Below are 14386 nucleotides of genomic sequence, written 5' to 3' on the forward strand. Positions count from 1 at the left end.
ACAGATTCAATATTAAATCAAAAAAAGTTCGGTTAGCGACGTTGACTTGTCGGTAACCGAACTTTTTTTAATTAGGCGCGTTTTTGACGGCCGTATTGTAAATAGTAGACACCCGTCATGACGACGAGGAAGATAATCCCGATAATGACTGAAATGAGTGTATCTGGATTCAAGAACATGAAAATTAGAATCACGATTAAACAGGCAATCGCGATATAATTACTCCAAGGATAGAATGGCATTTTGAAGGGATGGTCAACGATTTTTTCGGGATACATTTTCCGGAAACGGAGTTCACTGATTAGAATTACAAACCAAGGCACCATACCGGGCAGGACACTGGAACTATAAACAACGACGAATAAATCGGTTGCTTTAGGGAAAATTATTGGGGCTAAAGTGTTTAGAATTAAGCCAATTAAAATCCCGATTGAAATTGTAACGACGGGCCAATAAGGGACTTGGTGTTTCGAAAGTTTCATGAATGACTTGGGTAATTCACCACGTTGGGCGAGAGTATACATCATTCGGCTGGAACTGAAAATCCAGAATTACAACCAGACATCGCGGCAGATAACATGACGAAATTAATAATTCCGGCGGCGAAAGTAATCCCGACACGCGAGAAGGTTTCCACGAACGGTGAACCAACGGCATCTAATTGATTCCAAGGATAAATGGCGACGATCACGAAAATCGCACCGATATAAAAAATTAAAATCCGACCGACAATTGATTGAATCGCTTTGACGATATTATGTTGCGGATCGGCCGCCTCGCCAGCGGTAATGCCAATCACTTCAACACCTTGATAAGACGCGGCGACAATTGACAGCGCAAAGATAAAGCCTGACAGGCCACCGGTGAAGAAACCGCCGTGTTTCCAAAGATTACTAATGCCAATTGGTTGCCAGTGATTGCCTAAGCCAAAGATAATGACGAGTAGCCCGAGAATAATCATTAGAATAATGGTGACGACTTTAATCAGAGCAAACCAAAATTCTAATTCACCATAGGCTTTAACCGAAGTGAGGTTGGCCAAGCATAGCGTGACAATCACAACAACGCCGGCAATCCACGCGGGCAGGTTCGGCCACCAATAATGTAAATAGGTGCCGACCGCAATCACTTCGCTAATCCCAACGACTAAGTATTGAAAGACGTTACTCCACGCGGTCAGATAACCGACGACCGGGTGAATATAGTTGCTACCAAATGTGGCAAATGAACCGGTGGAAGGATCCAGATAGAGCATTTCGCCTAGGGCTCGCATAATTAAGTACAGAATAATGCCCATTAAGCCGTAAGCAAGCAAGACTGAAGGGCCTGTCCATTTAATCGTGGCGGCCGAACCCATGAATAGCCCCACCCCAATTGTGCCACCGAGGGCGATCATCTGAATTTGACGGGATGATAGACTACGACTTAAATTGTTATCTTTTGCCATATATTTCACTTCACTTTCTATGTATTGATTTAATCATATCGACAGTTTAGTGACAAATCAAGGTTTTGTTTGTATATTTGTGAACAATCTTATTTTTATATAATTTTGGTATAATAAAGATGAATGATTAATGGAGGGTGCTCATGGCAGAATTATTAAAGGATATTTACCATCGAGAGTTTTTAACGACTTTTGCGGCCAAAGTACAAAAAGTTGTACCAACTTTTAATACGGTTGATTTTGTGACGACCATTTTGACGCAACCCTGGGATGAGTTGGCGTTGAAACAACGGACGCGCAAAATAGCGATGGTTTTGGGCCACTATTTACCCCAGTCGTATGCGAAGGCTATTGATGTGTTGATGACCATAGCGCCGGAATGCCACGGTTTTCCGTATCTCTTTTTTCCGGACTTCGTGGTCGTTTATGGTGATGTGCAAGCTGATTGGGACTTATCGATGAAAGCTTTAGAATGTTTTACGCAACAGTCATCGGCTGAATTTGCGATTCGGACGTTTATTTTAGCGGACCCAACGCGTGCGATGGCTCAATTAAACCGTTGGGCACAAAGTGATCATCAACATGTACGGCGTTTAGCGACGGAAGGCTGCCGACCCCGATTACCTTGGGGTCAGTCGCTACCGATTTTTAAAACAGATCCGATACCTGTCTTGGCGTTGTTAGAACAATTAAAAAATGATCCGGCCTTGTATGTTCGTAAAAGTGTTGCCAACAATTTAAACGATATCGCCAAAGACCATCCGGACCTAGTGATTGCGACTGCCAAACGCTGGCAAGGGCAATCCGTCGAAACTGATTGGATTATTCGTCATGGCTGTCGCACTTTATTGCGTAAGTAGTTTGATACGGTTAAAGGCTTGTTTGGTTATGCGAGCGATCAACCCAATCGACCATTGGTACAATCTGCTAATTTAATGGTTAATCCGACAACTGTTGCGATTGGGGCGAAGACATTATTACAGTACAGGGTCGAACTACGATCTGAGGACGCATTATTTATCCGAATTGAATACGCCGTGGATTACGTTAAAGCAAACGGGCAAACATCGCGGAAGCTCTTTAAGTTACTCGATAAACCGGTTAATGGCGTTGTGCCGTTAGTTGGCCAACGCCAACTTAATTTTAAAGATTTAACGACGCGCAAACATTATCCAGGCGTTCATCAAGTGACGTTAATCGTCAACGGGCAGACCGTCGCGCAAACCACATTAGCGGTGACTGATTAAGGGCCAGCACTAAAATTGTTAAAAACAGTCAGTTTCGTTATACTACCTCAAAAGGGGTGGTTGAGATGGTATTTAAAGATCAAGATACGAAGGTCGCGGCGTACGAGATGCTACTGGCGCAACAAAAAGCTTTATTAGCGGGCGAAACGAATTTGATTGCAAATTTAGCGAACGCTTCGGCGCTATTGAATCAGACATTACCGAACACGGTCTTTGCCGGTTTTTATTTATATCAAGATGGTGAATTGATTCTTGGGCCTTTTCAGGGTAATGTATCGTGCGTCCACATTGCGCTGGGCAAAGGGGTTTGTGGTGAATCTGCTGAAACCCAAGTGACGGTCATCATGGCTGATGCGAAGCAACGGCAGAACTACATCGCCTGTGATTCGCGGGCGCGGTCTGAAATTGTGGTACCAATGCTTCAAGATAATCAGCTAGTTGGGGTTTTAGATCTTGATAGTGAGCTAGTCGCTGATTATGATGCAATCGATCAAACTTATTTAGAACAGTATGTGGCTATTTTAATGGCCAATTAAATCTATATTTAGAAAGTCAATTCTCGTAGAGGATTGGCTTTTTTTGCGCGTTAAATAAGTTTTCTAAATAGATGTTGTGGCGACAATAACATTTAAATATAGATAAAATGCATATAAATTATTGATTAAATTTAAATTATATGTTAAATTTTTAAGTGTTCAAATAATAATTAAACAATAGGAGTGAATCATTATGGCACAAATTTCCGTCACACCAGAACAGCTACAACAACAATCGCAAGTTTATCTACGCGCGAAGGATGGGATTGAACGAGAGATTCAAACGGTCAATGCGATGAATGAAACAATTCACGAAGAATGGCAAGGTTCCGCGTTTGAATCCTACTTAGAACAATACAATCAATTGTATGGTCAAGTGACCAAGTTTGAAGAATTATTGGAAAGTATCAACGTGCAATTGAATAAATATGCCAATACTGTTGCCGAACGGGATGCACAAGATGCTAAGGGCTTTGGCTTCTAATCAGCTAGCATAAATAGGAAACAAACAGACGTTGGCAAAAAAATGCTAACGTCGTTTTATTTTGTGGAGGAAAATGGATGAAAAAGTTTAATAAAATCAGTGGCTTTTTATTTATTCTGGCGGGAATTTTAGCCGTCAGCGGTTTATTGATTAAAGTTGGGATGAATAATCAGCATTTACACCAGTTATCGAATAAACAGGCTAGTACGGTGCATTATGTGCTGGTTAACGAAGATTTGGGTACGAAATATCAAAATAAGACACTCAATTTGGGAAAGAACTTTATCAATTTAGTTAATCAAGATCATCAACATTCGTGGCAAGTCGCTTCACAAAACGTTGCCGAAGCCGGTTTTAAGAATGGCACCTACGATGTTGAAATTATTTTACCCCAGAATTTCTCGCAGCGTTTATTGAATTTGGAGAGTATGAATCCCCAAAAAGCGCAAATTACATACAAAGTTAAAAAAGGGGCTAGTGAAAAAACGAATCGATTAGTCCAAGCGAAAATTGGGACTATCATAAATTCATTTAATCAAAAGATTATCAAAATGTATTTTTCAAGCGTGTTAGCGAATCTCTCTGAAGCACAACGAAATGTCTCTGGCATAACAGCGGGAAATCAAACGGCCCAAACGGCGTTGACCAATCAGATTCAGACGCCGTTTAAAACGTTACCGACTAGTTTAACGGAAATTGTCACCGCAGCCCAAGGGTTGAATGATCAAAACGCGGATTGGCAAACGCAACAGACTGATTTCACCAAAGCGACTCAAACCATGTTGCAAGCAAATAGCGCGGCTGCAGAAAGTACGGCCGAAGATTTAGCTAAATACGTGATATTGCAAAATAAAATTGGTGAATTGAATTTGAACCATGCGAATGCCTTAGTGGCTAAGCAGTCAACGACCGATACGAAAGTCTATCAAGATTTCTATCAGCAATATAACGATGTGCGCTTAGTTAATTTTGATCAGCTAGCCAGTCAGGATACAGCGGGCAATCAATCCGGGTTATTGGCGAATATGGCTGAGGTTGGCCAAGCCTTTTCCGAAGCGCAACAAAAACGGATGACGGATTTAAAAGCACAAATTACGGCATTAACGCAACAAAAAGCGCATCTGGAATTACTTAAAACGCAAACTGAAACGCATTATTTCAATGGTAAAGACCCAAGCCAAGGGGCAGTGACGGATGCGGATATTCGCGAATCAGTGAAAAAAATCATGCAGCCGGTTGATAGTCCTTCAAAATTACCGATGGCCGATTATTTAAATGCGGATGATATTAAAAAACAGGTGGCTGGCTTAGATGGTCAGTTACCCGCGCTGATTGAACAGTTGTTGGCCGCTAAGTTAATTAGCCAAGCGCAACACGATCAATTACAAGCTGAATATGAGATTGTCAAACGCTATGCTGAAACGGATTTGGGGCAAGCGATGCCGACGAGTGATTCTAAATTAATTTGGTTGAACACGACGAATCCGGTCGCGCCTGAACAAACCAAAGCGACGGTTGAGAACACGGTTAAGGTGATGACTAATCGGGAAAGTACGATCACAGTCACTGCGACGAATCAGCAACAGTTGGCATTAGCGCTGACTACGGAAGAGTTGGCCGCGTTAAATCAGCAACTGGCACCTTATCAAGGCGTAGCGACCTTGGAAGGGCAAGCGATTAAGATTCGGTTCAAAACACCGCGTGAAGCGCAAACCAAAATACCGGAATCAATCATTCTCAAATTAAAACTACCGGTCACTTGGACGTTTAATGATGCGGATAACAAGACGGCCTACCGGACATTGAACTATCAAGTTCGTTATCAAGATTCGGATGCCGCTAACAATCAAGTTCAAAAGGGGACGTTGAGTTGTTTCGTCAATGACACGCTTAAAACCCAAGCGTTGCAAAGTGATTTTGGCGCGATCACGGCGAACTTTGATACGTTGGCCAATCTCAGTCAACGACTCGTCACGATTTTTGGGACGACCCAGCAGTTAACACCAACCACGTTTAATGCTTGGTTGAAACAACAGAATGCACAAACTAAAATGAGTGCTTTAGCGAGCCCTGATTCCGTTTATAACAAATATGATTATTTAAGTCAGGACACGATTGCCGATTACTATGTTAAACAGTATGGGCAACAAGGTCACTTAGTCTGGAACGAAGTCACGCATTTGATTGCCGATTTAGACGCTGTACTAAACAACGACGATGGCACTTCTTTAAATGCGACGTTGACCAGCATGGCGGGGACCCCAGAAGTGTTAAACGAGCAACAACAAAAATTAACCAGTTGGTATCGCCAAAGCAACAGTGCTCTTGAGTCGGCCTATCAACAATGGCAGGACAATCCACAATTAACGACTAGTCGCCAACAATATCAGGAAGGCACCCATGATGATATTAGCGAGTTTTATTTTGACGATGGGACCGGTGATTCGTTAGCCGATGCGTTCCAAGAATTGAATACGAGCACCAAACAAGAAGTCGAAAGTACCAGCACTGGCGCTACCAAAATCGGTAATTTAACCGATCAATTTAAAACCCTCGTCAAAACAACGACGGAGACCAATGCTGATGCGAATCAAGTTTTAAAGAACACGAATCAATTAGTGTCGAGTTCGGCTAAAAAGCAAGCGGCCAATCGCAAATACGCAGCCGATTTCAACAGTGTTTTACAGAATACGCATACGGGTGGTGCGGATAATCAAAGCGTCTTTAACTTTTTAGCCAATCCGTTGATTAAAAAGGGGGCTTCGCAAACAACCGCACAAAACACGTCAGCGATTCCGTATTTAATGACGATCTTGTCCGTGATTATGACCTTATTATTGGCCATTAGTTACGCCAAAAAGACGACGATTCAGAATAGTTGGCGATTAGTTGGTTATTTAACGGTCACGAGTTTATTGGCGAGTTTAGTCGTGGCGAATGCGACCTTCGGGGTTAGTGATGCCTATTCACGTAGTAGTTGGTCACTTTATACCGCCGGCGTCAATTTAATCAGTGTTTTAGTGACCTATTGCTGTTGGCGGCTGTTTCCGAAAGTGGCACCGTATCTTTTCGGCATTCTAATCGGTGGTTACCTAATGTTAACGCCGATTTTAGGCATCAACATTCAAACCAAGTCAGTTTTATTCTGGCTATTTAAAGGGTCACCTTTACAAAATTTAGAGAATGGTTATCGACAATTATTGACCAAACCGTTAACGATTGCGCAGCTGTTAATCTTACTGTTATTGCTAGTGATGGTTAGCTTATGTGTATTGATCATCTGTTTAAAGGATCGAAAAGAGGTGCAACGTGGTCAACAAACAATGGCTGACTAGTGGCGTTGTAGCAATCGGTTTGCTACTCACGTTGTGCAAACCGGTTAGCGCGAGCAGTTCGCTTAAAATTAATGATCAAGTGATTGAAACCAACAATCAAAAAGCGCAACAACAAGTCAGTATGGCCTATCAAGTCCTACCCGATCTGTTCTTAACGGCTAAAACGACGACGGTTAAGCGCCAGAAACAAGCGGTGCAGGCTGAAATTCAACAAGCGAAAGCCGTTGATTTTCAAACCAAACACCAGGTTGCCCAAAAAGCCGATCATCAGGTGCAACGACAAATCGCGTTTAAACAAGTTGCGACCTCAGAGACGTCGGCGACCACGACTAATCAAGCGCCGACAGCTAGTCTACCAACCTGGTTATGGTGGCTAATTGGCGGCATAGCGGTGATAGTTGCAAGTTTGCTAGGCGTCTATATTGGAAAACAACAAGCACATTTTTTTAGGAGGCACGATTGAAAATGGTTAAAAAAACCAGTATCGCGATTGCATTACAGTATCAAAGGCAATCCTTTGATTTACAGGTACCACGCTATGTGACAACTCAGCGTTTAGAAAGCTTAATCGCGTTAAATTTACAACAACTCAAGATTGAATTACCGCAACAGTGGCATTTGAGTTTGCAAGGCAAGCAACTGCGACTAGCACCTGATCAACTGCTCGCTAATTACCCAGTCAGTGATGGCGATCAATTTATAATTCAAGAAGTGGTGGAAAATAAGCATGACACAAATCAATGATGGTCAAAATCAAATTGAAGTTCGAATCGAAGCGGGTCAATTTGAAGTGACGTTAAAAGCCAATCAATACCAAGCTGGCCAACAAGCGTTTATTGAAACGTTATTGGCTGAAGCGCCGACCTTATTGCCTGGTCAATTAACGGTCAATCAGAATAATGAGTTAATGATTCAATATGCCTTACCGAAATGGGGGCAGACGCTGCAAGCTGCTAGTCAAGCGGCCAATCAACAAGAACGGTTGCGCTTAGCGATTATGTTGAACGTCTTAGGCCATTGGCAGGGCCAGAATGTTAATTTATTCTTAGCGCCCCAAAATATCTGGGTCACTGAACAACAGATTAGAATGGCCCATCGTGGTTTTGAAGGCATCGTGATCCCCGAACAACAAGATTCAGGGGGATTTTTAGCGCGGTATAAAGCGTTAGTGCTCAACACACTCAATCCGAAATACGAATACGTGGCGTTGGTCAATGGCTCGGCGGCGATGCGCAATCCGCTTGAACAATCGATTGTCGCAGCGGAGACTGTTCAAGCCATCACCCAAACTCTACAAGCCGAATACCGGCAGATGACGCTGAATCAAGTCCCCGTTAAACAGAGTCGCTATACTTGGCTGCGGTGGGGATTTGGGGTGCTCGCGATTAGTACCTTGGTGCTAGCGGGCAGTGTCGGTTATCTGTCAGGGGTTAAGGCCCCCGAACAAACGCGGGTGATTAATAGTCAGGCGGCCTTTATGACCAAAGATTACAATCAAACCACTGATATTTTGAAGGCTGACAATCCGAAACATTTAGCGAAATCGGCGCAATACGTGTTAGCCGCTAGCTACATTAATCTTGATAATTTAACCAATCAGCAAAAGAAAACATTGCTAAATCAGATATCTCCACAGAGTGATACCAATACATTGTTGTACTGGATTAATACCGGTCGGGGCGACTTTAAAACGGCACTCAGTCTCGCCAAGAATCTCGGCGATAATCAATTAACGTTGTACGCCTACACTAAACTATACGATGTCACGAAGGCTGACGATCATATGGATGGGACCCAAAAGCAAAAACAGTTGAAACAATATCAGGCGAGCATTCAAAAATATGTTAAGAAGTTAGGGGGCAAAGCCAATGGTCTTGAAAAATAAGCCAATTTATCCGCAAGTTGGTAATTTAGACGATCAAATTGTGGCGACCCCTGAAATAGCTTTTGATATTTTTCTGACCGAAGATCAATTATTGCACGTCACGATGACCGCGAATCAACAGCGACAAGTCGGCCACCATCAGTTGACGACAGTCGCGGGGCAGTTACAGATTGATGCGCAACCAGTTGACTTCAAGCAGGCGAGTGTCCGAATTGCTGAATTATTAATTGTCCGGCATTCGTCGTTAACCACGGTCAGTTGTTTACCGCCAATTAATCGCTTGGTGATTGCCGCTGATGACAAAGCAAATTTGCAAATCCAAGACTCGGCACGGGTTGTTGTGACACCCTTAGGGGCTGATGGCTATCAAATTACACTGATGGCCGGTGAGCAGGCCATTTATTTGAATCAAAAACGGATCACCAATATCACCACTAATTTCGCAGTCGGCGATCAAGTGTTAGTCGCAGGACTGATGCTAGAACGGCGACCACACCAATTTAAAATCACGGATTTGACACAGCAAACGTTGTTTAAGTAGTTACGGACGGTGCCCTATCAACCGGAATATCCAATTGATTTTCCGGATTTCAGAAGAAGTCCACGAATCATGTTGCAAGAACCCAAAGATAAAATCACGATTAACAAACCAGAAAATTTACGAGACCAAGAAAAGAATGATTTGTTCAAAACCATCCTGCCGCCATTGGGGATGTTAACCGCTAGCTTTGCGACTGCGATTCTAAGTGGTCGCAATCCGGTTATGATGCTTGGGATGGGGAGCGCTAGTTTAATGACGATGGGGATATCGATTTCGTCATTCTTCACGAATAAAAAGACGGCCGGTCAGCAAGCCCAATTAAGAACGAGTCATTATCAAGAATACATTGTCGAAAAAGCGGCGCAGGTTAACCAGTTGGCGGTCACGCAACGGCACGCACTGGCTTATCATTATCCAGCGATGCCGGCGTTGGCCGATTTAATTTTAAATTATAGCCCGCGGATCTATGAAAAGACGAGTAATCATCAAGATTATTTGAAAGTTATGTTGGGAACTGGGGCAATCGCGCCTAGTTTCAAATTAGATTTTAAAGATGATGAGCAACAAAAAAACGATCCCTTAATGCAATTGGCGCGCGAAACGATTATTGAACCCTATCAGTATTTGCAAGATGCGCCGGTGACAACGCCTCTTTTGAATCAAACGATTGGTTTAGTGGGGGTGGAACGACAGTTGAGCGAAGTCGTTCAAGCCTTGCTCTTGCAAATTGCGACGTTTCATTCGTATCACGATGTCGAAATGCTGGCCTTAGTGCCCGAACAAACCTACGCAACTGATTGGGCACAGTGGCGGTGGTTACCCCATTTCAAAATCCACGCATTAAACCTGCGCGGGATTGTACACAATGTTCAAACCAAAGAGATGGTCTTAAACAGTTTCTACCAATTACTCAATAAGCGCCGCCAGCTCGTTTCCGAAAAGAGCCACGAGCAATTGACGTTCAGTCCGCATTACATTTTAACAATTCTTGACGACGGTTGGTTAGCCGGTCACGGATTAAATGAATTTCTGGCAGAAGATATGAGTCAATACGGAGTCACAGTCATCTGGGGGAAAGAAGGCGCTGCTATGTTGCCGGAAACCGTCACGACACTCATTGAATATGACAGTTTGGCAGCAGCTAAACTGATCAATGAAGATCGACAGTATGTTGCTAAAAGTTTTAAACCTTACCGGTTAGCGAATCAACAAAGCTTACCGGTGCTGATTAGTCATTTAGCGAACTTGAACCACTTGGAAGTCGAAAAAAATGCGATTCCGGAATCGGTTACCTTCTTAGGAATGTATAACGTGCAAACGACGGCTCAATTAGCGATTGCACAACGGTGGCAAAAAGCAAACACCTCTAAATCATTAGCGGTGCCTCTAGGCTTACGCGGCAAAGATGAACTTGTTTATTTAAACCTGCACGAACGCGCGCACGGGCCGCACGGTTTGGTCGCGGGGACCACTGGTTCGGGTAAGTCTGAAACGGTGCAAAGTTATCTATTGAGTTTGGCTGTCAATTTCGCACCGGAAGATGTCGGTTTCTTGCCAATTGATTTCAAAGGTGGCGGGATGGCGAATTTATTTGCGAAGCTGCCGCATTTACTCGGCGCCATCACCAATTTGGACGGCGCCAGTTCGGCCCGGGCTTTAGCCAGTATTCGAGCTGAATTGCAAAAACGTCAACGCCTATTTGGTCAGTTCGGGGTCAATCATATTAACGGTTATACCAAACTGTATAAAGCCGGTAAGTTGGTCAGCGACCCAGTCGAAAAGGCGAACTATCCGACGAAACCGTTACCCCATCTCTTCTTAGTGTCCGATGAATTTGCTGAATTGAAAGCTAATGAACCCGAATTCATGGCCGAATTAGTTTCAACCGCTCGAATTGGACGGTCGCTGGGGGTTCATCTGATTCTCGCGACGCAAAAACCAAGCGGAGTTGTCGATGATCAAATCTGGTCGAATTCCCGGTTTAAATTGGCCTTAAAAGTCCAAGATGTTGCTGATTCGAACGAAATTTTAAAGACACCGGATGCCGCGAGTATTGTTGAACCTGGTCGGGCCTATTTACAAGTTGGGAATAATGAAATTTACGAATTATTCCAGAGTGCGTGGAGTGGTGCCAAGTATGATCCCAATCAAAGTCAGGAAGTCAAAATTGATGAACGACTTTGGTTGATTAATGATTACGGGCAGACTGAATTATTAACGGCCGATTTATCCGAAGATGAAGTCGTTCAAGTGACCAATCAACAAGCTGAAAAAACACAATTAGAAGCAATCGTGGATCAAATTGCCGCAATCGCCACCGAAACGAAGGCCGTTCTGCCGGATAAACCGTGGTTACCGCCATTAGACACCGTGATTGCCACGCCGCAGATTGATTTTAGAACCAACTGGCAACAGCCACGAACGACCGCGGCGCCACTCGGTTTATTGGATGTGCCGAGTAAACAAGCGCAAGTTACGTTTAATTTTGATCTTGAAACACAGGGCAACACCTTGATTTATAGTAGTCCTGGCTTTGGCAAAACCACGGCGTTACAAACCTTATTGATCAACTTTGCTAAGGAAAATACGCCAGCACAAATGCAATTTAATCTATTGGATTTTGGCACGAACGGTTTATTACCGTTGAAGGATTTACCCCACGTGGCCGATCTCGTTAATTTGGAACAAGTCGAAAAATTAACGAAAATGTTGCAACGAATTCGTGAACAACTTGATGACCGCAAACAAGCCTTTCAACAAGTCGGGGTGGCAAGCCTCACGCAATATGAAATGAGTACGAAAAAACAGTTACCAATCATTGTCAACGTCATTGATAGTTACGATGCCGCGCTGGAAGATCATCAGCGCGATGCGATTGATAGCACACTGATGCAAGTTTTACGAGAAGGCAATTCGTTAGGCATTTACCTAGTGATGACGACGAGTCGCAGTTCAGGCATCAGAATGGCGATGTTGAGCAATATGGCGACCCAGTTACCGCTGTTCTTAATTGATAATGATGAATTAAGGAACATTATGGGCCGCGAGTATATTCAGCAACAAGCTTTTAATGGTCGTGGGCAGTTGGCCGTTGATGAGCAGGTGAATGCGATTCAAATCTATACGCCGAATCCTGAAACTGAAACACTGGCGATTTTACAACGGCTTAAAGAGGATGTGACCGTCATGACGGCCAGTTGGCAAGGTGAACGGCCATCGGTGTTACCGATTGTGCCCAGTGAATTTGAGCTAGCAACCTTCAATCACGATCAACGGGTCGTTGAATGGGTAGCCGCTGGCAAATTGCCACTCGGGTTGGCCTTAAGTGACACGGCGCCATTAGGCTTTATTCCGGATCAACAAGCATTCTTCTTGATTGCCCACAGTACGGAGGAACAGTTAGCCAATATTCAAAAAGTATTGTTCGCGCAATTTAAAGCATTAGCGAAAACCAAGGCGCTTTTCTTAGTTGATTTGGAATCGGAATTAAAAGAGCAGCACGACTTGTTTAACCAAGTCTTTACGAATGATTTAGAAGATATCGCGGCTTTAAAACAATTAATGGCTGATTATGTGCAAGCAGCGACTGAGAATCAGCGATTAGAATCAGCCATGATGTATATTGCGGATTTAGAACAATTCTTTAAAGGGACCAACTTTAATTTAGCCGATTTCAAACTGACGATTCAAAAAGGGCGTAAAGCCGGCTTATCAATCATTATCCAGAGTCCAGAAAACTATGTTGGCCGTAGCTTTGATCCGTATGCACCGGGGATTCGAGAAATCGTCAGTGCTGGGCTGGTCATGGCGAAGCTCAGTGAGACCAACCTGATTCAAGCAACGGGCTCAACCATGGCGGGCCAACTGGCTGAAAATGAAGCCTATTACTTTGAATCCAAGGGCCGCAAATACGCCAAAATGAGATTTGCCGGTCAAAAATAATCAATAAAGGAAGTCTTATCAAATGGAACAGGTTGCATTTTTGCCATTAGGCTCAATTATCATTCTACGAGGAACCGTTAAGAAATTATCAATCGCGCAACGCGGTGTTCAGTTACCAAGCGACGATGGCGGGGCGCCACATTATTTTGATTACGGGGCGATTCTTTATCCAGAAGGATTGGTTGAAGACCAGCTCGTCTATTTTAATCATGAACAAATTCTAAAAGTAATCTTTGAAGGCTATCGGGATGAAGATGACGCCTTAATTGTGGGCGAGCTGAATCGGATATTACAAACGTTGGATGAGGACGGCGCGCCGGATCCATTCGCAAGCCTACGGGAGGAATAGTCAATGGGGAAAAAAGCGGATGCCGCTAAACAAGCTAAGATAGACAAGTTATCGGCGGCGATAGCTAAATTACGTGTGAATCAAGAAGCAATCGCGGCGTTAGACGTTAGTAAACTGGTGACGGCCGGGACCAAACAGTGGGCGGGCAGTCAACAGATGAAATTTATCGATGAATTAAGCGATCTTCAAAAAGCTGTCGGTAAAATAAATACCGGAATTGAGAAAGCAATTAGTGATTATCAAAGTAAAATCGATGCGCTCAGCGCTGATTTATACGCAGGTGCATACAGCACGGTCGCAAAATATCAAATTAATAGTCCCTATTAGCGGACAGTCAATCGGAGGTAACCAATGGTTAAACAACATTTAGATCAAGTGGCGTATAACACGGATTTAACGAAGGCCAACTCGGCTGCCAAGCGTCTTGACGGTGGGAACGGATTAAATGCCCCTCAAGGCAGTCTCTCAACCAATTTTCCTAAGCAATTTCAAATTAAGTATGCTGATTTAACGAAGGCGATCAACGCCTATGCCGATGTGATTAGTCACGATATTAGTCGCTTTTCAGCGGCGGCCGATAACCAAGTGACCCTCGACAATGCTAACGGAAAGCGGTGAAC

13 protein-coding genes and 1 pseudogene are annotated in these 14386 nt (G+C 43.6%); 13 read left to right on the forward strand and 1 reads right to left on the reverse strand.

Translation table 11 applies throughout. The features are described 5' to 3' along the window. Window positions 1-71: 71 nt before the first annotated feature. Window positions 72-1447: pseudogene (locus tag ACVPPQ_RS09265) on the reverse strand (amino acid permease). A gap of 143 nt (window positions 1448-1590) precedes the next feature. Between ACVPPQ_RS09265 and ACVPPQ_RS09270 the strand changes: the two are divergent. From ACVPPQ_RS09270 to ACVPPQ_RS09330, 13 genes are all read left to right on the forward strand, one after another. Beyond that, window positions 1591-2307 carry a DNA alkylation repair protein gene (locus tag ACVPPQ_RS09270; protein ID WP_463494157.1) on the forward strand — a complete coding sequence of 239 codons (717 nt, stop codon included), beginning with the start codon at window positions 1591-1593 and terminating at the stop codon, window positions 2305-2307. Between the two features lie 18 nt (window positions 2308-2325). Beyond that, on the forward strand, window positions 2326-2694 hold the full coding sequence (locus ACVPPQ_RS09275; protein ID WP_463494159.1) for a hypothetical protein: 369 nt from the start codon (window positions 2326-2328) through the stop codon (window positions 2692-2694). Between the two features lie 65 nt (window positions 2695-2759). Continuing rightward, complete coding sequence (locus ACVPPQ_RS09280) at window positions 2760-3230, forward strand: GAF domain-containing protein (RefSeq protein WP_463494161.1); 471 nt, start codon at window positions 2760-2762, stop codon at window positions 3228-3230. A 193-nt stretch (window positions 3231-3423) separates the two neighbouring features. After that, window positions 3424-3714, forward strand: a complete 291-nt coding sequence (locus ACVPPQ_RS09285; protein ID WP_463494163.1) for a WXG100 family type VII secretion target — start codon at window positions 3424-3426, stop codon at window positions 3712-3714. Window positions 3715-3791: 77 nt separating this feature from the next. Further along, window positions 3792-7049, forward strand: a complete 3258-nt coding sequence (esaA, locus tag ACVPPQ_RS09290) for a type VII secretion protein EsaA (protein WP_463494165.1) — start codon at window positions 3792-3794, stop codon at window positions 7047-7049. Continuing rightward, window positions 7024-7512, forward strand: coding sequence for a hypothetical protein (locus ACVPPQ_RS09295; RefSeq protein ID WP_463494167.1), 489 nt, complete (start codon window positions 7024-7026; stop codon window positions 7510-7512). The genes esaA and ACVPPQ_RS09295 overlap by 26 nt, the downstream gene beginning before the upstream one ends. Before the next feature lie 2 nt (window positions 7513-7514). Beyond that, window positions 7515-7793, forward strand: coding sequence for an EsaB/YukD family protein (locus ACVPPQ_RS09300; protein ID WP_463494169.1), 279 nt, complete (start codon window positions 7515-7517; stop codon window positions 7791-7793). Continuing rightward, window positions 7777-8934: a type VII secretion protein EssB gene (essB, locus tag ACVPPQ_RS09305; protein WP_463494171.1), complete on the forward strand. Its 1158-nt coding sequence runs from the start codon at window positions 7777-7779 to the stop codon at window positions 8932-8934. Before ACVPPQ_RS09300 ends, essB begins: the two co-directional genes overlap by 17 nt. Beyond that, window positions 8918-9475, forward strand: a complete 558-nt coding sequence (locus ACVPPQ_RS09310; RefSeq protein WP_463494173.1) for a hypothetical protein — start codon at window positions 8918-8920, stop codon at window positions 9473-9475. The genes essB and ACVPPQ_RS09310 overlap by 17 nt, the downstream gene beginning before the upstream one ends. Window positions 9476-9484: 9 nt before the next feature. Next, window positions 9485-13417: a type VII secretion protein EssC gene (gene essC, locus ACVPPQ_RS09315; protein WP_463494175.1), complete on the forward strand. Its 3933-nt coding sequence runs from the start codon at window positions 9485-9487 to the stop codon at window positions 13415-13417. A gap of 22 nt (window positions 13418-13439) precedes the next feature. Beyond that, the gene (locus tag ACVPPQ_RS09320; protein WP_463494177.1) at window positions 13440-13766 is read left to right on the forward strand and encodes a DUF4176 domain-containing protein; all 327 of its coding nucleotides are present in this window, start codon (window positions 13440-13442) and stop codon (window positions 13764-13766) included. A gap of 3 nt (window positions 13767-13769) precedes the next feature. After that, window positions 13770-14093, forward strand: coding sequence for a hypothetical protein (locus ACVPPQ_RS09325; RefSeq protein WP_463494179.1), 324 nt, complete (start codon window positions 13770-13772; stop codon window positions 14091-14093). Between the two features lie 24 nt (window positions 14094-14117). Then, window positions 14118-14384 carry a hypothetical protein gene (locus ACVPPQ_RS09330; protein ID WP_463494181.1) on the forward strand — a complete coding sequence of 89 codons (267 nt, stop codon included), beginning with the start codon at window positions 14118-14120 and terminating at the stop codon, window positions 14382-14384. Window positions 14385-14386: the final 2 nt, after the last annotated feature.

This window comes from Latilactobacillus parafuchuensis (assembly GCF_055271665.1).